This is a genomic window from Methylocella silvestris BL2 (genome assembly GCF_000021745.1).
GTDB classification, from domain to species: Bacteria; Pseudomonadota; Alphaproteobacteria; order Rhizobiales; family Beijerinckiaceae; genus Methylocapsa; species Methylocapsa silvestris.
In genome coordinates this window covers 4,166,519-4,184,500 of the sequence record NC_011666.1, presented here as the reverse complement: position 1 = coordinate 4,184,500, position 17,982 = coordinate 4,166,519, and the positions used below count along the sequence as shown (strand labels likewise).

Genomic DNA, 17,982 nt, shown 5'->3' with positions numbered 1-17,982 from the left:
CCCATATGTTGCGGCGGCTCACAAGAGCTTGACCTGCCGCCGCGATAATCTTTCTTCGCTCTCCTCAATTTGGCCGCTTCTGCTCGATTTCCGCATCGAGGCGACCTATAGATGGCTTCAATCTGCAAAGAAGCGATCTTGAAAATGGGAGCGGCGCAGTTGGGCGAGCGCGAAGGGCCTCGGAGCGAAAACGAAGGCCGTCCGGACGCGAAAGAGTCGGCGGACGAGCGGGAGACGGCGGCGCTGCGGTCGCGGCTCGACAGATTGTCGGCTGATCTCGGCGCGGCGCGCGAGGCGCCGCCATCTGGCGGCGCGGAGGGGTCGGCGCCGGAAGTTGGATCGATCGGGACGGCGATGAGCCTCGGCTTCCGCGTCCTTGCGGAATTTGTGTCGGCGGTCGTCGTCGGCGCGCTGCTTGGGTGGCAGCTCGATAAGTGGATTGGCACGACGCCGCTGTTTCTTCTGGTCTTCCTTCTTCTTGGGACGGCGGCGGGGTTTTGGAACGTGTATCGAATAGCCGTCAACCGCAAAGGTCTTGGACCTTAGCGTGACGGCAGGCGAGGCGCCCGCGTTGGGCGCCGATCATGGGTGAGGCGGGGGTTCGCGCGTGGCAGAAAAAATGGATCCGATCCATCAGTTCAAGATCGAGCCGATCCTGAGCTTGCACCCGTTCGGAATCGACGCCTCCTTCACCAACGCCTCCCTGTTCATGGTGATCGTCGTTCTCGCCAGCGCGGCGCTGATGATCCTTGGCACCTCCGGACGCTCGCTCATTCCCGGCCGGCTCCAGTCCGCCGCCGAAATGACCTATGAATTCGTCGCCAATACGGTGCGCATGTCGGCCGGACGCGAGGGGATGCGGTTCTTTCCCTTCGTCTTTTCGCTTTTCCTGTTCGTGCTGTTCTCCAACCTTATCGGCCTCATTCCCTATACTTTCACGGTGACGAGCCAGATCATCGTCACCTTCGCGCTCGCTGCGCTGGTGATCGGCACCGTCATCGTTTATGGCGTCATCCGTCATGGCGCGCATTTCCTCAATCTGTTCGTGCCGTCTGGCGTCGCGCCCGCGCTTCTCCCGTTCATCGTGCTGATTGAGGTGATCTCCTTCATCTCCCGGCCGATCAGCCTGTCTGTCCGCTTGTTCGCGAATATGCTGGCGGGCCACATCACGCTCAAAGTTCTTGGCGGCTTCGTCGCCGCTTTGCTCGGCGCGGGCGCCTATGCCGTGATCGCGCCGCTTCCTCTGGCCGGCGTTGTCGCGCTGACGGCTTTCGAGCTTCTCGTGGCCGTTCTGCAAGCCTACGTCTTCGCCATCCTCACTTGCGTCTATCTGAACGACGCAATTCATCCGGGTCACTGAATAAAATATCAACAACAGATCAGCGCCCGCTTCCGCAAGCCAGGAGTATTTAATGGATCCCGCAGCAGCTAAATTCATCGGCGCCGGCCTCGCCGCCATCGGCATGGGCGCCGCCGCCATCGGCGTCGGCCTGATTTTCGGCAACTTCCTGTCGGGCGCCCTGCGCAATCCGACCGCCTCCGACGCCCAGTTCGGTCGCGCCTTCATCGGCGCGGCGCTTGCGGAAGGTCTCGGCATTTTCGCCTTCCTCGTGGCGATCCTTCTGCTCTTCGTGCTTTAGCCCGAAGCGTTGCGCCCGGTCTTCGCGCCGGGCGCATTTTTTCGTTTTTGCAATATCGCGCAGGATTTGACGATGGCGACACATGAAGGGCACACCAGCGGCACGGTTGAGCCCGCTGACATTGACCATGGCGCCCACGCCTTCCCGCCGTTTGATTCGTCCAATTTCTCCTCGACCCTGATCTGGCTCGCGATCAGCTTCGGGCTGCTCTATTATCTCCTCTCGAAGATCGCTTTGCCGCGGGTGGAAGGCATCCTGAACACGCGCCAGGGCAAGATCACGAGCGATCTCGAGGAAGCCCATCGCGCGCGCGAAAAGTCCGAACAGGCCGCCGCCGAGCACGAAAAAACTATCGCCTCCGCGCGCGCCAAGGCGCAGGCCCTGGCGCAGGAAGCGCAAGCGAAGATCAACGCCGAGAACGACGCCAAGCGCCACGCGCTCGAATCCAATCTCGCCGGGAAGCTGGCGGACGCCGAAAAGCAGATCGTCGAAACCAAGTCCAAAGCCATGGCGAATGTCGAGACGATCGCGGCTGAGGCCGCCTCGGCGATCGTCGAGCGCCTCACCGGGCGTCCCGCAGACGGCGTCGCCGTCGCCGCGGCGGTTTCCCAGTCCAAGGCGTGAAGGCGGAGTTAAGTCCATGCTGAACGAAGAAACTTTCGTCGCCTTCGGGTTCTTGCTTCTGGTCGGTCTCTTCGCCTATCTCGGCGTGCATAAGAAGATCGCCGGCGCGCTCGACAGCCGCGGCGAGCGCATCAAGGGCGAACTCGCCGAAGCGCAGCGGCTTCGCGCCGAAGCCGAAGCCGTCCTCGCCTCTTTCGGCAAACGTCTGCAGGAAGCCGAGGCCGAGGCCGCCGCCGTCGTGGCGCAAGCCCATGCCGAGGCCGACCGCCTCGCCAAGGAAGCCGCAACGCGCCTGACGGAATTCGTCGAGCGCCGCACCAAGCAGGCGCAGGAAAAAATCGCCGCCGCCGAGGCGCAGGCGACCGCCGATGTGCGCGCCGCCGCCGCCGACGCTGCAACAAAGGCCGCCGGGCTGGTCCTCAAGGAAGAAGCCAAGGGGCCGTTCGGCGAGCAGCTCGTCTCAAGCAGCATCAACGATCTGAAGTCGCTGTTTCACTGAGATCCATAGGGTCGGGGCGGATTTTTCCGCCCTTCCCAGCCAAACGCAAAGGCCGAAAAGTCCGACGACTTTTCGGCCTTTTTGCTTTGCCGTGAAGTTTTAAGCGATGGCCGCTCCAAGCGGCGTGAGGCCCGACTCGGCGCTTTCCAAAACCTCGTCGGTCCAGACTCGAAACCCCTTCAGCACATTCGGCCCGAAGGTGGTCGTGATCGCGACATCGGCGGCGTCGCGTCCGCGCGCCAGTAGGACGCGGCCAATGCGCGGCTCATTATTGCGGGCGTCGAAGGTGCGCCAGGCGCCGCCGAGAAAGACCTCGAACCAGGCCGCGAAATCGCCCGGCGGATAGGGCGGCTCCATGCCGACGTCGCCGAGATAGCCGGTGCAATAGCGCGCCGGAATATTGAGCGCGCGACAGAAGGCGACGGCCAGATGGGCGTAGTCGCGGCAGACGCCCTGCCCTTCCTGATAGGCTTCCGACGCCGTCCGCGTCACCCGCGCGAAATTATAGCCGAACTGGATGCGCTGATGGGTAAAGTCGCAGATCGCCTGCACGCGCGCCCAACCCGGCTTGGTCTGCCCGAAGAGCTGCCAGGCGAGATCGAGCAGCCGGTCCGAATCGCAAAAGCGGCTCGGCAGCAGAAATACGATCGCCTCTTCCGGGAGAAGCTCGATCGGGACCTGGGCCGCGTCCGGAACGATTTCGTCGGGAAGCCCCGTATCCGACACGATCGCGTCCGTCGACAGGACCATTGTCCCGGCGGGCGCGACGATCCGGCTGCACCAATTGCCGAAAAGATCGCGATAGCCGGAGATGCGAACCGGAGGCGTGATCTTGATATGGTCCGGCTCGGCGAGATCGGCGACGCGCGAATGATGAATGTTCAGCATCCCGATCAGCGGCGTCGCCTGCGGAAATTCATAAATCAACTCATAGCCGACTCGAAGCTTCAATGGACTTCTCCGCGTGGGAGGCGGCGGAAAGCCCTGCGGACTAACCGTTGCGGCGGGTTGCGCGCGAGCCATGGTAACATCTAAGCATCTGGTCGAATGCGGGTTTATTAGGCAACCCCGGCGCGGGCTCCGCGCCAATCCGCGCCATTTCGGTTCCAATCGCAAAGGTTTTGGTGTAGCGCTTCCGGCGGAGCCGAGCCCTTGACCTTTCCTCGCCAAATTCTTCCCGCCGTCCTCTGTCTTGCGCTCGGGCTTTGCCTTGCGGGTTGCGGACGGCGCGGCCTGCCCGAGGCGCCGCAGAGCTCGGCGGCGGACGCGTCCGTTCCCGCCGCGCCCTATGCCGGCCTGCCGCGCAACAATGAGATCGAGCCGCTCGATTCGGCTGCGATCTCGCCGCCGAAGGGAGCCGCCGCCGCCGAGGCGAGCGGGCCCGCCAAAAAGCCGCCCCGTCCCTTCCTGCTCGACCCGGTTCTCTGACGGCTCTCGGTTGAAATGCATCATTTCGAGTCAGAAAACGGCGTTCTGTATGCCGAAAACGTCGATCTCGCCGCGCTCGCGGACGACGTCGGCACGCCCTTCTATTGCTATTCGAGCGCGACGCTCTCGCGCCATTACCGGGTCTTCAAATCGGCGCTCGAGGGGATCGATTCGCTGGTCTGCTACGCCGTCAAGGCGAATTCCAACCAGGCGGTGCTGACCACCCTCGCCCGTCTCGGCGCGGGAATGGACGTCGTCTCGGAAGGGGAGCTTCGCCGCGCCCTCGCCGCCGGCGCTCCGGCCTCGCAGATTACCTTTTCCGGCGTCGGCAAGACAAAGCAGGAGATGGCCTTCGCGCTCAAGGCCGGCATCTTCTGCTTCAATGTCGAATCAGAGCCCGAACTCCTCGCGCTCTCCGAAGTCGCGAGCGCGATAGGGTCGACCGCGCGCATCGCCATTCGCGTCAATCCGGACGTCGACGCCAAAACGCACGCCAAGATTTCCACCGGCAAGTCCGAGAATAAATTCGGCGTGCCAATTTCCCGCGCACGCGAGGTCTATGCCGAGGCGGGGCGGCTGCCCAACATAAAGGTCAGCGGGGTCGATCTGCATATTGGCTCGCAGATCACCGATCTCGAACCGTTCGACGCCTCGTTCAAGCTCGCCGCCGGCTTCGTCGCGACGCTGCGCGCCGACGGCCATGACATCGATCATGTCGATGTCGGCGGCGGCCTTGGCATTCCCTATCGCGAGGGCGACGACCCGGCGAGCTATCATCCGGACCGCTACGCCCGCATTTTGCGCGCCCGCCTTGGCCCGCTCGAGTGCCGAATCGTCTGCGAGCCCGGCCGGCTCATCGTCGGCAACGCCGGAATTCTGGTGACGCGCGTTCTCTATCTCAAGCGCGGCGAGGCGAAGACTTTCGTCATCGTCGACGCGGCGATGAACGACCTGATCCGGCCGACGCTTTATGACGCCTACCACGAGATAAGGCCGGTGCGCCCGCGCGCGGACGCGCCGGAGATCCTCGCCGACGTCGTCGGGCCGGTGTGCGAAACGGGCGATTATCTGGCCCTCGGGCGCAAGATGGCGGCGCCGCAGCCCGGCGATCTCCTCGCAATCATGTCGGCCGGGGCCTATGGCGCGACGCAATCCTCGACCTATAATTCGCGCCTGCTTATTCCCGAAGTTCTCGTCAATGGCGCAGCCTATGCCGTCGTTCGGCCTCGCCCTGCCTACGATGAATTGATCGGGCTCGACAAACTTCCGGCTTGGTTGCGGTAGAGGGTCCAACTCTTGCGTCTGGCGCGGGCGCGCCGACATGATAGCTTGATGACGCACGCGCGGCGCCGGACGAGCGCGTTGATCGACCGGAATGCGGTCATGGCGGCGGACGAACCGCTTTTCGGAGATGCTTTTGGCGAGTTTCGGACGCCCCGGCGGCAAAAACGATGCGTCCGAAGGACCGTTGGCCGCCGCCGCGCGCCCGGCGCAGCGCCTCGACCGTCTCGTCTGGCAGGGGCGCGCGCTTTTGCTGTTCGAGCGCAGCTGGCGCGCTCTGGCGCCGGCGCTGATCGTCGCGGGGGCTTTCCTCGCTTTATCCTTCACGGGGCTTTGGCTGGAGACGCCGCATTGGGCGCGCCTCGGGGGCGTTGCGCTTTTTGCCGCGGCGCTGGCGCTGGCGCTGTGGCCGATGCGCAGGCTGCGCCTGCCGACCCGGCGGGACGCATTGGAGCGGATCGACCGGGTCTCGGGGCTGAAAGAGCGCCCCGCAGCAGTCCTCGACGATCGTCTCGGCAACGCCGACGGCGATCCTGAAACCGCGGCGCTGTGGGCGCTGCACCAGCGCCGCGCCGAGCGGCAGGTCGCGCTGCTGCGGACCGGCTCGCCATCGCCGCGCGTCGTCGACGTCGACCGCTATGCGCTGCGCGCCGCCGTTCTTGTCGCGCTGGTCGCCGCCGCCTTTATTGCCGGGCCGGAGAAATATGCGCGGGTCGCCGCCGCCTTCGACTGGCGCTTCGCCGGCCTCGCCGGCGCCGGACAGCGCATCGACGCCTGGGTCGATCCGCCCCCCTATACCGGCCGCACGCCGATCGTCCTGACCCAGCGCGCGGGCGCCCCCGGCCACGACAAGATCGAAGCGCCGGTCGGATCGATCATCGTCATCCGCAGTTCCGCGGGCAAGCCAGCCTATCGCGCGACCGGCGCGCTCGCCGAGCCGCCGCGCGACGACGCCAAGGAGGCGCAGGCGAAGGACGCCGGCGCGCAAGGGCAGAACCCGCCGGCCCCGGCCGCAAAGCAGGTCGCAGGCTCCGCCCCCCATAATGAGACGCGCCTCGTGCTGCGCGGCGACGCCAGCCTGACGATCGATGGCGTCGGCGCCTTCGATTTCGCGAGCATCCCCGACAAGCCGCCGACGATCGCGCTCGCCGCCGTCCCGCGCCCCAATGCGCGCGGCTCCCTGACGCTGCGATATCAGATCAAGGATGATTACGGCGCGATCGCCGCCGAGGCCATCTTCGCCGACCCCGTGCTGCCAGACGGCAAAACTTCCTCTCGTTCGCTGGTCGAGGCGCCGAAGGCCGCGCTGCAGCTGCCTCCCGCCGGCGATGAGGCCGGCGAGGCGGAAACCACCATCGATCTCTCCGAAAACCCCTGGGCCGGCGCGCGGGTGCAGATGACGCTCGTCGCGCATGACGAAGGCGGCAATGAAGGCAAGAGCGAAGCCTTCACGATCGTCCTGCCGCAAAAGCCCTTCGTGAAGCCGCTCGCCCGCGCGCTGGTCGAGCAGCGGCGCAATCTCGTGCTGAATCCCGACGACAAGGGCCGCGTCTCGACCGCGCTCGACGCTTTTATGATCGCCCCCGAATCCTTCGACGTCAGCGACGGCGTCTATCTTGGCTTGCGCGTCGCCTCCGAGCGGCTTGCCGCGGCGAGCAGCGACAAGGACCTCGTCGATGTCGCTGACTATCTCTGGCAAATGGCGCTGCGGCTTGAAGAGGGCGATCTTTCGGAAGCCGAGCGCGATCTACGCGCCGCGCAGCAGCAATTGCGCGAGGCCCTGCAACGCAACGCGCCTCCCGAAGAAATCAAGCGCCTTACCGACAATCTGCGCGCGGCGATGGACAAATTCCTGCGCGAATTCGCCGAACAGCAGCAGCAAAAGCAGGAGGACGCCGATCAGAGCGCCGACGATCAGCGGGGATCCGGCAAATCGATCAGCGAAAAAGAGCTGAAGGCGATGCTCGACAAGATGCAGCAGCTTGCGCAAAACGGCGATCCCGCCGAAGCCCAGAAAATGCTCGAGCAGATGCAGAACATCCTTGAAAATCTGAAGATGGCGCAGCATCGCAAGCGCGATCCGCAATCGCGGGAAATGAGCCGGGCGCTGAACGAGCTCGATCGTATGAGCCGCGAGCAGCAGCAGTTGCGCGACGAGACCTATCAGAAGGGCGAGGCGGCCAAGCGCCAGCAAAGGCGCCAGCGCAGCCCGCTCGACGATCAGGACGAGGAGGATTTGAGCGGCGGCGGCCCGAACCAGGACCAGCCGGGCGAGGACGGCGATCAGCAGGAGGCGGATCAGAAGCCGGGCGGGAAGTCTGACGCCGGCCAATCGCAGGCAGAACTTGAAAAGCGGCAGGAGGATTTGCGCCAGCGCCTCGAGGATCTGGAGCAGCGGCTGAAAAAGGCGGGCCAGGGCGGTCCCGGGCTCAGCGACGCGCAAAAAGCCATGCAAGACGCGAAGAAGGCGCTCGGCCAGGGCGCGCGCGGCTCCGACTCCGCCGTCGAGGCGCAGGGGCGCGCCCTCGATGGGTTGCGCGACGGAGCGCAGAAGCTGGCGCAGGCCATGGGCCAGCAGGGCGAAGGCGAGGGCGAAGGCCAAGGCCAGGCGCAGGGGGAAGGACAAGGCGAGGGACAGGAAGGACCGGGCCAGCAGGGCCAATATGGCCAGGACGGCACCGATCCGCTCGGCCGACCAACTGGACGCGAGCGCGCCTTCAACCCAAGCGCCAAATATGATCCGATGGGCGTTCCCGCCGCCGAGAGGGCGCAGCGCGTTCTGGAAGAGCTGCGCCGCCGGCTCGGCGATTTTTCGCGCCCGCGCGAGGAGATGGATTATCTGGAGCGCCTGCTGCGGCGCTATTGAGCGATGCTTCGCACGCCTGCCGCTGGTCCGAGGCCGCCTTAACTCTTTGCGATCGGCCCGTCAGCCCGGTCTTGTCCGGTTCGCTTGCCCTCTTAAATTCGGAGCCGCCCGACATGCATGCCGCAACGAATCTCATCGCCGCTCTCGCGGTTGGCGCGGTGGCCGCCGTGCTGGTGGCGGGCTTCGTCAATATGATGCGGGGCGGAAGCCCGAATTTGTCGCAAAAGCTGATGCGGTGGCGGGTTGGATTGCAGTTTTTCGCAATCCTCGTCATCATTGGCATATTATGGTTGCGCGGCTGACGTCAGGGGTAAGCTATCCACGGCGCGTCGCCGAAGAGCCGCAGACATTTCAGATCGTCATCACGCCCAAAATGCGTGTTGCAAGCCGCCGCCGGCGACGTCGGCCAGACTATGACGAAAGAGCCGCATGGTTGTCCTGAACCGTATCTACACCCGCACTGGAGACGCCGGCCAGACCTCGCTCGGGACGGGCGAGCGCCGCCCGAAGAACGATCTGCGGGTCGAGGTCTATGGCACGATCGACGAAGCCAATTGCGCGATCGGCCTCGCGCGGGTTGCGACGTCGAAGGACCCCGCTTGCGCGCGCGTCGACGCCATGCTGCTTTGCGTGCAAAATGACATGTTCGACCTTGGCGCCGATCTCTGCGTGCCGGAGACCGAGCCGATTCCGCAATATGAGCCGCTGCGGATCGTTCAGGCGCAGGTCGACCGACTTGAACGCAAGATTGACGATCTCAACGCCGAGCTTCCGCCGCTGATGTCTTTCGTGCTGCCCGGCGGATCGAGCGCGGCCGCGTCGCTGCATCTTGCCCGCACAATCACCCGCCGCGCCGAACGGCTGCTCGTCGCGCTCGCCGCCGTTCCGAACGAACACGTCGGCGAGCCGGCGCTGAAATATGTGAACCGGCTGTCCGATTTCCTGTTCGTCGCGGCGCGCTACGTCAATCGCAAAGGCGACGGCGATATTCTATGGGTGCCGGGCCAGAACCGGTAGAATTCATCGCGCGATCGAGACGTACCGCCCCGGATGAATGTCGAGCGCATTCGGCTCAAAACCTTTGAGCTTCGGCGAGACGAGGTGGCTCGACCGATAATTCATCAAGACGATAAAGGGCTGCTCTCTGAGGAGCAGCGCTTCGGCTTCGTGAAGCCGCGTCTTGCGCGCATCGGAATTTTGCTCCTCGGCCGCCCGCCGCATCAGCGCATCGAATTCGGGGTTGGAAAAGCTCGGCGTATTCAAGCCCTTATTGGCGCTTTCGGCGAGAAACAGAAAATTCTGCGCATCAGGATAATCGGCGTACCAGCTCATCCGCGCGGCGTCGAACGGCGGCTTCTCGCGCAATAGAGCATAGTGGGTGGAGGCGTCCGTGCCGATCAGGCTCGCCTTCACCCCGAGCCTCATCCACATATCGGCGATGGCGACCGCAGTCGTTCGGTGGCTGCCTGAATTGTTGAAGCGGATCTCGACCTCGAGCGTCTTGCCGCCCTCGCCGAACCCGGCCTCCTTGAGCAGACGCCGCGCCTGCTCCTGCCGTTCGGGAAAGCTCAAATCTTTCCATGCGACCTCGGCGGGCGCGCCATAACTTGCGACGCCGGGCGGAACGAAGCTGTATCCGGGCGCCATCGAGCCGCCCCAGATCTTTTCGGCCAAAAACTCCCGATCGATCGCCATCGCGAGCGCCTGACGCACCCGCGCGTCGTCGAAGGGCGGGCGGCGCGTATCGAGCGCGTAATAATAGCCGCCAAGGCTCGGCGAAAGATGCAGCGCCCCCGACAGCGTTTTGCGCACGAAGCCGATCTCCTCAACCGGGACTTCATCATAGGAATCGATCTCGCCGGCCATGAAGCGACGCAGCGCCGCCGAGCGATCCTCGAGCGGAATGAAGATCTCGCGGTCGAGCGCAATCTTGCCGGCGTCCCAAAAGCGCGGGTTTTTCTCCAGCACGATCGCATCATTGGGAATGAATTTTTTGAGCCGGAACGGACCGTTGGCGACGACATGCTCGGGATGGGCGAAATCGGAGCCGAACGCCTCGATGGATTTGCGATGCAGCGGCTTTGCGGTGAAATGCGCCAACTGCTCCAGAAAATAGGGCACGGGTTGTTCGAGGGTCAGCTCAAGCTCGCGCTCGCCCAACGCCCGGGCGCCCAGCGCATCTGGCGGCAAGGCCCCGGAATTGACCTGTTCGCCATTCTTCAGCGCGTAGAGAATATTGGCGTAGGGCGCGCCGGTGCGCGGGTCCATCAGGCGACGGAAGGCGAAAACGAAATCCTCCGCCGTGACCGGATCGCCGTTCGACCATTTGGCGTCCTCGCGTAGCTTGAATTTATAGACGCGCCCATCCGGCGCGACGCTCCAGCTTTCGGCGACGCCGGGAATAAGCGCGCCCGCGGCGTTGCGCGAAAGCAGCCCCTCGAAGAGCTCGCCGAGCACATTGCTTTCGATGAGCGTCGTCGCCTTGTGCGGATCGAGCGAGCCGGGATCGCCGAGCGCGCCGCGCCGCCAGACCATCTCGGCGCAGGCGGGCTGGACAAGGCCGAGACAGAGCGCCAGCGCGCAAAGAAGCCGCGACGGAAGGGTCATCGCCTTACGCCGCCGCGAATTCGACCCTGTGGCTCGCCACCGGGATCTGCGCCCGCACTTTGGCGACCAGTGCCGAATCGAGGCGGCTCGAGACGATCCCAACCCCGTCGGAGGCCTTGGCGATGACATGGCCCCAGGGGTCGACGACCAGCGAATGGCCATAGGTCAGGCGCTTTTCATTGCCAACCGTATGAACGCCGGTCTGCGCCGGGGCGCAGAAAAAGGTCTGCGTCTCGATCGCCCGCGCGCGACAGAGCACCTCCCAATGATCCTTGCCAGTCTGCTGCGTAAAGGCGGCCGGCAGAGCGATCAGCTGCGCGCCGCGCGCGGCAAGCTCCTGAAACAGCGCCGGAAAGCGCAGATCGTAGCAGATCGCGCAGCCGACGATGACGTCCTCGCAAGGATAGGTCACGACGGCCCGGCCCGGGGCGAAGGAATTGCTTTCATGATAGCGCGCGCCGTCCGGCGTCGTGACGTCGAACATATGGATCTTGCGATAGCGCGCGATCTCGGCCCCCGAGCGGTCGAACGCCACCGTGGTGTTGTGGATGCGCTCGGGCTCGCTCTCCCCGGCCTTGGGCTTTTCGAGGATCGAGCCGGCATGGATGAAAACCGCGTGCTTGCGCGCCAGCGCCTGCATGGCGCTATAGGCCGGCCCGCCCGGCAAAAACTCGGCGGCGGCGAATTTGTCCGCGCGCGAGCCGCCGAGGAAATCGAAGCATTCCGGCAGGCTGATCCAATCCGGCCGTTCTTCGGCGACCGCGCGTTCGATCAGCCGCTCGGCCTCGGCGATATTGGCGCCCTTGTCGGCGACCGAATTCATCTGGATGAGTGAGACTTTCATCGCGGGTCCTTTGGGGGGAGGCGCTGAGCGCGAACTCTATCCCTTACTGCCCCCGTCCGGTCACGCGCCGCAAGGTCAAATTGATCCGGCCGCCGCCTTGCAGCAACTCTGACGTCCCCGGAAAGATGCGGTCGACGCCGTGAAAGGCGCGCCGCGACGGGCCGCCCAGCACGATGACGTCGCCTGAGCGCAACCGCACGCTTCGCGTCGGATCGCTGCGGTTCTGGCCGCCGTAGCGGAACAAAGCCTCGTCGCCGAGCGAGATCGAGACGACAGGCGCGGAAAAATCGCCCTCATCCGCGTCCTGATGGAGCCCCATGCGCGCCTCGGCGCCATAGAAATTGACGAGGCAGGCCTGCGGCGGCAGCGGATAGGCGGAAAAGACGCCCCATGCGCGCAGCGCGAGCGCGGGGATCGGGCGCCAGGGCTCTCCCGTCACCGGATGGAGCGGTTGATAGCGATAGCCGCCAATGTCCGAGACCCATCCGAGCGTCCCGCAATTGGTCATCTCGACCGAAAACGGCTTTCCGCTGCGCGGCATGCGCGGCCGATACCAGGGCGAGACGGAGGCGAGCGCGGCGATCTCATCGGCGAGGAGCCGCTGCGCCGAACCGTCGAAAAAGCCGCGCGCCAGAACGAGTCCGGGCGCCAGTTCGACGGACGGCTCAAGCGCTGCGAAAAGATCTTTCGTCATCCGCTCCCTTAGGGCTCAAGCACCTGCTTACTCTCCACCGTCGAATCCGCCTTCAGCCGGTAGACGATCGGCACGCCCGTCGCGAGCTCCATCCCGGGAATCGTTTTCGGCGTCAATTTGTCGAGCACCATGATCAAGGCGCGCAGCGAATTGCCATGCGCCGTCACAAGGGTCCGCTTGCCATTGAGCACCGCGGGAAGGATCTCCTGACAATAATAGGGCAGGACGCGCGCGACCGTGTCCTTCAGGCTTTCGCCGCCGGGCGGAGGCACGTCATAGGATCGCCGCCAGAGATGCACCTGCTCGTCGCCCCATTGCTGGGCGGCCTCGGCCTTGTTGAGGCCGGAAAGATCGCCATAGTCGCGCTCGTTCAGCGAAACGTTTTTCGTGACCTGAAGATCGGGCTGGCCGAATTCGGCAAGCAGCAGCTTCATCGTCCGCTGCGCCCGCAACAGGTCCGACGTGAAGCCGATATCGAAGCCGACGCCCGCCGTCTTCAGGGCGCGCCCGGCGGCTTTCGCCTCGGAGACGCCGAGGTCCGTCAGATCGGGATCCTTCCAGCCCGTGAACAGATTCTGCAAATTCCATTCGCTTTGGCCATGACGCACGAGCACGAGAAGGCGATCCATGTCTCTTCCTTGAATAGTGGACCCTGGGCGAAGCCGCCGCAGCTTCGGCGCCAAGCTGAGCTTAGCCTGCGCCAAATTTTTTTAAGCGAATTTGGCGCCCCGGAAAACGAAAGAGTTTTTGCGCCTATATATTGACGACCGGGGGCCGCGCCGCGCGCCGCGCGCCAATTTTGCGGAATGGGCGAAAAAGTGCAGAATCGCGCAGGCCATAGGACAGGATCAAGATGACCGACCGCAGCAGCGACTCTCCGCCCTCTCCGCCGCCTGCGCCGCCCGGCTGGACCGATACGCGCGGCCCTGCCCCGCTCGATGCGCAGACGCCGCTGACGCGATTCCTCGGCGGCTCGCCGGCGAATGTCGCGATGCGGCTGTTCTTCGTATCGCTGATCGTCGGCGCTCTGTTCATGTGGCTGGACATCAGGCCGGCTGATGTTTTGCGCGGACTGACGGACCTGTTCGACCGGATTTCACGGCTTGGTTTCGACGCCATCCGCGAAGTGATCAATTATGTGCTGGTCGGCGCCGCCGTGGTGGTGCCGATCTGGCTCGTGCTGCGGCTTCTCAACATGCGCGGAAAATAAGCGAGCTTTGCCTCAGGGAACGGGCCCCGCCGTTCCCGCGGCAAAATCCTTCGCCCTCCGCCCGATTGCCTCCGAAATAGCGGGCAGGCCGCGGCGCTCCAGCGTTGCGACGAGGCCGCGCTTGATGGCGTCGGCAAGCCCCGGCCCCTTGAAAACCAGCGCCGAATAGAGCTGCACGAGGCTCGCGCCCGCTTCGATCTTGGCGAAGGCGCGCTCGGCGCTGTCGACGCCTCCTGCGCCAACCAACGGAAACGCCCCCTCGGCGCGCAAGAAGGCCGCCGCCAGCATCCGCGTCGACAGATCGAACAGCGGCCGACCGGACAGGCCGCCCTGCTCTCGCGCCAGAGCGGCCTCGCGCAGGCCGGAGGGACGCGACAGCGTCGTGTTGGACACGATCAGCCCGTCGATGGCGCGGCGTCTGGCGCAAACTATGATCGCGTCGAGTTCGTCGAGCGTCAGGTCGGGCGCGATTTTGAGAAGCACCGGCTTGCGGCCGCAGGCCGAGATCAATTCATCGCGCGCGTCAAGAATCCGCGCCAGCAGATCGTCGAGCGCGGCGGCGTGCTGGAGATCGCGCAGGCCCGGCGTATTCGGCGACGAAATATTGACGGTGAGATAATCCGCGGGCGCCGCCAGCTGCGCAATCGCCCGCACATAATCCGCCGTGCGGTCCGCTGAATCCTTGTTGGCGCCGACGTTGACGCCGAGCACCCCCGCCCGGCGGACGCCACGCTTGGCCAGGCGCGCCCGTACGGCCGCGGCGCCTTCGCTGTTGAAGCCGAAGCGGTTGATCACCGCTTCATCCGCCGTCAGCCGGAACAGGCGCGGCCGCGCATTCCCCGGCTGCGGCAGCGGGGTGATCGTGCCGACTTCGGCAAAGCCGAAGCCAAGCGCGAGGATCGCATCGACCGCCTCGGCGTTTTTATCAAAGCCAGCGGCAAGGCCGACCGGATTGGGAAAATGGAGGCCGAACGCCGTGACGGCGAGGCGCGGATCGTCCGGCGCTGCGCCTGTTGCGGGATAGAGCGCCAGCGCCCGGATCGTCAGCCGATGCGCGGTCTCGGCATCCAATTGCCGCAGGAGCGGCGTCGCCGCCGCGCCGATCCAGGCGACCAGTCGGTTGAGCGCGGGCGCCATGGCCGAAACTCCTTGCTGAGGGGAAGCGCTTTCGGCGTCATGCTTATGCGGGGCTTGCCAAAGCGTAAAGGATTCGCGACAGCCGCTTATGACCATCGCGCAATGGATACAGTCGGGAGCCGCCCGCCGGGCGGCGGTTTCAGATCCCGCCGCAAAACTCTGGTTGGTGGAGGCCGCGCCCGACCCGGCGCGTCTCGCTGCGGCCGAACCGCTGTTGAGTTCTGACGAAATCCAGCGCGCTGACAGGTTTTATCGTCTGGAGGACCGGGCGCGCGCCGTGCTCTCCCGCGCGGCGCTGCGTCTCATTGTCGGCGAGGCCGCAGGAATCGCGCCCGAAAAACTTGCTTTCTCGCTCGGCCCCTTCGGCAAGCCGTTCCTCGCCGAGCGGCCGGACCTTCATTTCAACGTCTCGCATTCGGGCGATCTGGCGCTGATCGGCCTTTCAGCCGAACGGATGATCGGCGTCGATATCGAGCTGATGCGCGAAAACCTCGACGAGGTCGAGCTGGCCCGGATGTTTTTTTGCGCAAGCGAGCATCGTCTTATCGCCTCGAAGGCGGGCGCGGCCCAGCTTGAGGCCTTTTACCGGATCTGGACGGCCAAGGAGGCCGTCCTCAAAGCGTTCGGCATCGGCGTCGCCGCCTCCCTCAAGGATTTCGAGGTGAGGCTTTCGCCCGGCGCGCTCGCGATCTGGCCGCTTGCCGGACGTTTGGCGCCGGCGCTCGCCGGCGTGCAGATCGAGCCCGTCGCGGCGCCGGATTCTTATGCGGCGACCGTCGCGCTGGCCTAGTCCCTGTCAGCGATGTTTCTTTTTGCCGCGAGGCTTGCGGTCCCGTTCGTCCTCGTCCTCGTCGTCTTCATCGTCCTCGTCGACGATGAAGATTTTCTCCAGCGCAATCAGAGGCAGGAAACGCGTTTTCACGTCGCCATCGACCTCATCATACCAGATGGCGTTAACGCCGTCGTTGTCGAGCGAGACCACCGTCATCGGCGGTCCATAGGATTTCAGCTGCACGATATCGCCCGGCGCGATGCCGGCGTCTTCCTTTTCAATGTCAGTCACTTCAGCCTCCATGCGCGGCCATCGTCGGCGCGAGGGTTCGGCCATCAAAGAAGAAGGCGGATGCGGCGGAGCCTACCCACCGCATCCGCCGGCCCTCGCGCGGGGCTCTCGCCCCGGATGGTCGCGCGGACCAAACTCGTCAAAGCCCGCGGCGTCAAGCGCGGAGGCCTTTGTTCAACGCCGGAGCGCGCTCAGGGCCATTCGGCCATCGGCGGCAGCGAGGATAGGATCGCCTCGACATTGCCGCCGGTCTTGAGGCCGAACACCGTGCCGCGGTCGTAAAGCAGATTGAATTCGACGTAGCGGCCGCGGCGGACCAGCTGCTCGTGACGATCGGCCTCGGTGAAGGACAGATCGAAATTGCGCCGCGCCAGTTTCGGATAGATATCCGCAAAGGCGAGACCGACCGCCTTTGTGAAGGCGAAGCTCTTGTTGAAACTCTCCGCATCGTCCGGCGGACATTCCAGATAATCGTAAAAAATCCCGCCGACCCCACGCATCTCATTGCGGTGCTTCAAAAAGAAATAGTCGTCGCACCAGGTCTTGAACCGCGGATAGTCCGCGACCGGCTCAAAGCCCGCGCAGGCGCCGGCCATGGCGGCGTGAAAATCGACCGTATCCAGATCAGTCTGCGTCCGGCGCCGGTCGAGCACAGGAGTCAGATCCGCGCCGCCGCCGAACCACGCCTTGCTCGTCTCGACGAAGCGGGTGTTCATATGGACGCAAGGCACGTTGGGATTCCAAGGATGGGCGATGAGCGACACGCCCGAAGCCCAATAGCGCGAATCGGCGTCGGCGCCCGGGATCTGCGCGGCAAATTCCGGCGCGAAAGAGCCGAACACCGTCGAGGTGTGCACAGCCATCTTCTCGAAGACGCGGCCTTTGAGGACGGCCATGAGGCCGCCGCCGCCCGTCTCCTTTTGCCAGGGCGTCTGCACAAAGCGTCCCGGCGCCATATCCGGCCGCGCGAAGGGTCCGGCAGCGTCATCTTCGAGGCTTTCGAAGGCTTTGATGATTTTCTGCTGCAACGATTCGAACCAAGCCCGCGCTTCGGTCCTGCGCCGCTCGCTGATCGTTGACTCAATCATCATAGCTCTCCTTGCGGCGATATTCGGTCCCTTGGCCGCCCCTTGCCAGCCCCGCCGGGCGCACAACACCGCAACGGGCGTCATAATAGATAATTCCAGCCGGACCAGAATGCGGCGGATCAATCCGCGCACCGTTTCCAGCGGCGCCGCAGTGGAACGGACGTTTGGCGAAGGGGCCGAGGACTGCGCTTTTAAACGCGCTTATCGACCGAATGGAAGTCCATCGGTCGATAAAATCGCTCCGGATGCAAGAAGGTTCAGCAGAATTCGATCGATCAATTGCGATCGCGGCGCGTTCTAAAGCCCCGCGACGGCGTCCGGTTTCGTGGCGGGCCTTGGCTGCGTCGCTCCGCCGGACGCGTTAAACGCGAACTTAAAGGTCTGCACCAGCGCGGTCCTGACGTCGTGGCCGAGGCCGGTGAGCTCAAGACTATAGCAGAAGGTGGCGGCGCCATGCGGATCCTCGGCGCCGGCTTCCGCCTTTTGCTGGGACTGAGCCGTGACGCGGGTGAGCCGATCCGGGTTTGCGACGAGTCGGGCCAGCTCCTTTTCCTTCAGCAAATAATCGATCGCGACGTCGGCGCGCATCTGCGCCGACGCCTTGTCATATTCGCAGACAGGTCCCAACCGGCCAATGTCCATCAGTCTTGCGAATTCCGCAGGCCCGAGCTTGGCGATCATCTCCGTGGCGGGCCCGGACAGACGACGCGAATCGAGCTGATCCATAACGGAGGCGAGCGCCGTCGACACCGTCTTCTGATCGAGCTCCACTTCGAAGCCGGCGACCGAAAGCTTGGTCACGGCGCCGGCGTGAGCGAGAAACTTATCCGTGGCGTTCTGGATCGCGCCGAATTCGGAGACAAACAATGCGAGCGCGGCGCAGCCCGCGAGAACGCCGATGACCGACCGCGCGGCGGAAAGCGCGTCATTCAGCCTGTCCTTGAATCCGACTTCAGCCATTGTCGCCTCCTGATCGCCAATCTCCCTTCGGCGTCGAGGCT

21 protein-coding genes are annotated in these 17,982 nt (G+C 64.7%); 12 read left to right on the top strand and 9 right to left on the bottom strand.

Annotated features, from left to right (window positions below; genetic code table 11):
• Positions 1 to 111 precede the first annotated feature (111 nt).
• The 5 genes from MSIL_RS19415 (at position 112) to MSIL_RS19395 (ending at position 2,763) form a co-directional block, all read left to right on the top strand.
• Entirely contained in the window at positions 112 to 546 is a 435-nt protein-coding gene (locus MSIL_RS19415) for an AtpZ/AtpI family protein (RefSeq protein WP_012592773.1), read from the top strand.
• Positions 547 to 619: 73 nt separating this feature from the next.
• Positions 620 to 1,360: a F0F1 ATP synthase subunit A gene (locus MSIL_RS19410; RefSeq protein ID WP_041368196.1), complete on the top strand. Its 741-nt coding sequence runs from the start codon at positions 620 to 622 to the stop codon at positions 1,358 to 1,360.
• Positions 1,361 to 1,412: 52 nt separating this feature from the next.
• Positions 1,413 to 1,640: a F0F1 ATP synthase subunit C gene (locus MSIL_RS19405; RefSeq protein ID WP_012592771.1), complete on the top strand. Its 228-nt coding sequence runs from the start codon at positions 1,413 to 1,415 to the stop codon at positions 1,638 to 1,640.
• A gap of 72 nt (positions 1,641 to 1,712) precedes the next feature.
• Complete coding sequence (locus MSIL_RS19400; RefSeq protein WP_012592770.1) at positions 1,713 to 2,264, top strand: F0F1 ATP synthase subunit B family protein; 552 nt, start codon at positions 1,713 to 1,715, stop codon at positions 2,262 to 2,264.
• Positions 2,265 to 2,280: 16 nt separating this feature from the next.
• Complete coding sequence (locus tag MSIL_RS19395; RefSeq protein WP_012592769.1) at positions 2,281 to 2,763, top strand: F0F1 ATP synthase subunit B family protein; 483 nt, start codon at positions 2,281 to 2,283, stop codon at positions 2,761 to 2,763.
• 99 nt (positions 2,764 to 2,862) lie between these two features.
• Here MSIL_RS19395 and MSIL_RS19390 read toward each other — a convergent pair whose 3' ends face one another.
• The gene (locus MSIL_RS19390; RefSeq protein WP_012592768.1) at positions 2,863 to 3,714 is read right to left on the bottom strand and encodes a transglutaminase-like domain-containing protein; all 852 of its coding nucleotides are present in this window, start codon (positions 3,712 to 3,714) and stop codon (positions 2,863 to 2,865) included.
• A gap of 201 nt (positions 3,715 to 3,915) precedes the next feature.
• Here MSIL_RS19390 and MSIL_RS19385 point away from each other — a divergent pair, with 201 nt between their 5' ends.
• From MSIL_RS19385 to MSIL_RS19365, 5 genes are all read left to right on the top strand, one after another.
• Positions 3,916 to 4,191, top strand: a complete 276-nt coding sequence (locus MSIL_RS19385; protein ID WP_012592767.1) for a hypothetical protein — start codon at positions 3,916 to 3,918, stop codon at positions 4,189 to 4,191.
• A 15-nt stretch (positions 4,192 to 4,206) separates the two neighbouring features.
• Positions 4,207 to 5,475, top strand: coding sequence for a diaminopimelate decarboxylase (lysA, locus tag MSIL_RS19380; protein WP_012592766.1), 1,269 nt, complete (start codon positions 4,207 to 4,209; stop codon positions 5,473 to 5,475).
• A 133-nt stretch (positions 5,476 to 5,608) separates the two neighbouring features.
• Positions 5,609 to 8,338, top strand: a complete 2,730-nt coding sequence (locus tag MSIL_RS19375; protein ID WP_012592765.1) for a TIGR02302 family protein — start codon at positions 5,609 to 5,611, stop codon at positions 8,336 to 8,338.
• A gap of 113 nt (positions 8,339 to 8,451) precedes the next feature.
• On the top strand, positions 8,452 to 8,640 hold the full coding sequence (locus MSIL_RS19370) for a twin transmembrane helix small protein (protein ID WP_012592764.1): 189 nt from the start codon (positions 8,452 to 8,454) through the stop codon (positions 8,638 to 8,640).
• A 127-nt stretch (positions 8,641 to 8,767) separates the two neighbouring features.
• A complete protein-coding gene (locus tag MSIL_RS19365) occupies positions 8,768 to 9,355 on the top strand; it encodes a cob(I)yrinic acid a,c-diamide adenosyltransferase (RefSeq protein ID WP_012592763.1) in 588 nt (195 codons plus the stop codon).
• Positions 9,356 to 9,358: 3 nt separating this feature from the next.
• Here the strand turns inward: MSIL_RS19365 and MSIL_RS19360 are convergent, their stop codons facing one another.
• The 4 genes from MSIL_RS19360 to MSIL_RS19345 are packed head-to-tail and all read right to left on the bottom strand — an operon-like array spanning position 9,359 to position 13,112.
• Positions 9,359 to 10,945, bottom strand: coding sequence for a peptide ABC transporter substrate-binding protein (locus tag MSIL_RS19360; protein WP_012592762.1), 1,587 nt, complete (start codon positions 10,943 to 10,945; stop codon positions 9,359 to 9,361).
• A 4-nt stretch (positions 10,946 to 10,949) separates the two neighbouring features.
• The gene (locus MSIL_RS19355) at positions 10,950 to 11,789 is read right to left on the bottom strand and encodes a carbon-nitrogen hydrolase family protein (protein ID WP_012592761.1); all 840 of its coding nucleotides are present in this window, start codon (positions 11,787 to 11,789) and stop codon (positions 10,950 to 10,952) included.
• 43 nt (positions 11,790 to 11,832) lie between these two features.
• On the bottom strand, positions 11,833 to 12,483 hold the full coding sequence (locus MSIL_RS19350; RefSeq protein ID WP_012592760.1) for an alpha-ketoglutarate-dependent dioxygenase AlkB: 651 nt from the start codon (positions 12,481 to 12,483) through the stop codon (positions 11,833 to 11,835).
• Positions 12,484 to 12,491: 8 nt separating this feature from the next.
• Entirely contained in the window at positions 12,492 to 13,112 is a 621-nt protein-coding gene (locus MSIL_RS19345) for a 2,3-bisphosphoglycerate-dependent phosphoglycerate mutase (RefSeq protein WP_012592759.1), read from the bottom strand.
• A gap of 224 nt (positions 13,113 to 13,336) precedes the next feature.
• Between MSIL_RS19345 and MSIL_RS22125 the strand changes: the two genes are divergently transcribed.
• Entirely contained in the window at positions 13,337 to 13,693 is a 357-nt protein-coding gene (locus MSIL_RS22125) for a DUF6460 domain-containing protein (RefSeq protein WP_012592758.1), read from the top strand.
• 12 nt (positions 13,694 to 13,705) lie between these two features.
• Here the strand turns inward: MSIL_RS22125 and MSIL_RS19335 are convergent, their stop codons facing one another.
• Positions 13,706 to 14,809: a quinone-dependent dihydroorotate dehydrogenase gene (locus MSIL_RS19335; protein ID WP_041369566.1), complete on the bottom strand. Its 1,104-nt coding sequence runs from the start codon at positions 14,807 to 14,809 to the stop codon at positions 13,706 to 13,708.
• A gap of 109 nt (positions 14,810 to 14,918) precedes the next feature.
• Between MSIL_RS19335 and MSIL_RS19330 the strand changes: the two genes are divergently transcribed.
• The gene (locus MSIL_RS19330; RefSeq protein WP_012592756.1) at positions 14,919 to 15,620 is read left to right on the top strand and encodes a 4'-phosphopantetheinyl transferase family protein; all 702 of its coding nucleotides are present in this window, start codon (positions 14,919 to 14,921) and stop codon (positions 15,618 to 15,620) included.
• 6 nt (positions 15,621 to 15,626) lie between these two features.
• Here the strand turns inward: MSIL_RS19330 and MSIL_RS19325 are convergent, their stop codons facing one another.
• The 3 genes from MSIL_RS19325 to MSIL_RS19315 all read right to left on the bottom strand — a co-directional run bounded on the left by MSIL_RS19325 (position 15,627) and on the right by MSIL_RS19315 (position 17,941).
• Complete coding sequence (locus tag MSIL_RS19325; protein ID WP_012592755.1) at positions 15,627 to 15,893, bottom strand: DUF2158 domain-containing protein; 267 nt, start codon at positions 15,891 to 15,893, stop codon at positions 15,627 to 15,629.
• A gap of 191 nt (positions 15,894 to 16,084) precedes the next feature.
• Complete coding sequence (gene hemF, locus MSIL_RS19320) at positions 16,085 to 16,981, bottom strand: oxygen-dependent coproporphyrinogen oxidase (protein WP_012592754.1); 897 nt, start codon at positions 16,979 to 16,981, stop codon at positions 16,085 to 16,087.
• Positions 16,982 to 17,278: 297 nt separating this feature from the next.
• Positions 17,279 to 17,941 (bottom strand): hypothetical protein, encoded by a 663-nt coding sequence (locus MSIL_RS19315; RefSeq protein WP_012592753.1) that lies wholly within the window; start codon positions 17,939 to 17,941, stop codon positions 17,279 to 17,281.
• Positions 17,942 to 17,982: the final 41 nt, after the last annotated feature.

What these genes read in the sequence shown, in the direction of transcription:
- MSIL_RS19360 (WP_012592762.1), bottom strand. Translation starts at nt 10,945, where the DNA reads ATGACCCTTCCGTCGCGGCTTCTTTGCGCGCTGGCGCTCTGTCTCGGC.
- MSIL_RS19315 (WP_012592753.1), bottom strand. Translation starts at nt 17,941, where the DNA reads ATGGCTGAAGTCGGATTCAAGGACAGGCTGAATGACGCGCTTTCCGCC.
- MSIL_RS19370 (WP_012592764.1), top strand. Translation starts at nt 8,452, where the DNA reads ATGCATGCCGCAACGAATCTCATCGCCGCTCTCGCGGTTGGCGCGGTG.
- MSIL_RS19405 (WP_012592771.1), top strand. Translation starts at nt 1,413, where the DNA reads ATGGATCCCGCAGCAGCTAAATTCATCGGCGCCGGCCTCGCCGCCATC.
- MSIL_RS19355 (WP_012592761.1), bottom strand. Translation starts at nt 11,789, where the DNA reads ATGAAAGTCTCACTCATCCAGATGAATTCGGTCGCCGACAAGGGCGCC.
- lysA (WP_012592766.1), top strand. Translation starts at nt 4,207, where the DNA reads ATGCATCATTTCGAGTCAGAAAACGGCGTTCTGTATGCCGAAAACGTC.
- MSIL_RS19410 (WP_041368196.1), top strand. Translation starts at nt 620, where the DNA reads ATGGATCCGATCCATCAGTTCAAGATCGAGCCGATCCTGAGCTTGCAC.
- MSIL_RS19365 (WP_012592763.1), top strand. Translation starts at nt 8,768, where the DNA reads ATGGTTGTCCTGAACCGTATCTACACCCGCACTGGAGACGCCGGCCAG.
- MSIL_RS19395 (WP_012592769.1), top strand. Translation starts at nt 2,281, where the DNA reads ATGCTGAACGAAGAAACTTTCGTCGCCTTCGGGTTCTTGCTTCTGGTC.
- MSIL_RS19330 (WP_012592756.1), top strand. Translation starts at nt 14,919, where the DNA reads ATGACCATCGCGCAATGGATACAGTCGGGAGCCGCCCGCCGGGCGGCG.
- MSIL_RS19415 (WP_012592773.1), top strand. Translation starts at nt 112, where the DNA reads ATGGCTTCAATCTGCAAAGAAGCGATCTTGAAAATGGGAGCGGCGCAG.
- MSIL_RS22125 (WP_012592758.1), top strand. Translation starts at nt 13,337, where the DNA reads ATGACCGACCGCAGCAGCGACTCTCCGCCCTCTCCGCCGCCTGCGCCG.
- MSIL_RS19350 (WP_012592760.1), bottom strand. Translation starts at nt 12,483, where the DNA reads ATGACGAAAGATCTTTTCGCAGCGCTTGAGCCGTCCGTCGAACTGGCG.
- MSIL_RS19345 (WP_012592759.1), bottom strand. Translation starts at nt 13,112, where the DNA reads ATGGATCGCCTTCTCGTGCTCGTGCGTCATGGCCAAAGCGAATGGAAT.
- MSIL_RS19400 (WP_012592770.1), top strand. Translation starts at nt 1,713, where the DNA reads ATGGCGACACATGAAGGGCACACCAGCGGCACGGTTGAGCCCGCTGAC.
- hemF (WP_012592754.1), bottom strand. Translation starts at nt 16,981, where the DNA reads ATGATTGAGTCAACGATCAGCGAGCGGCGCAGGACCGAAGCGCGGGCT.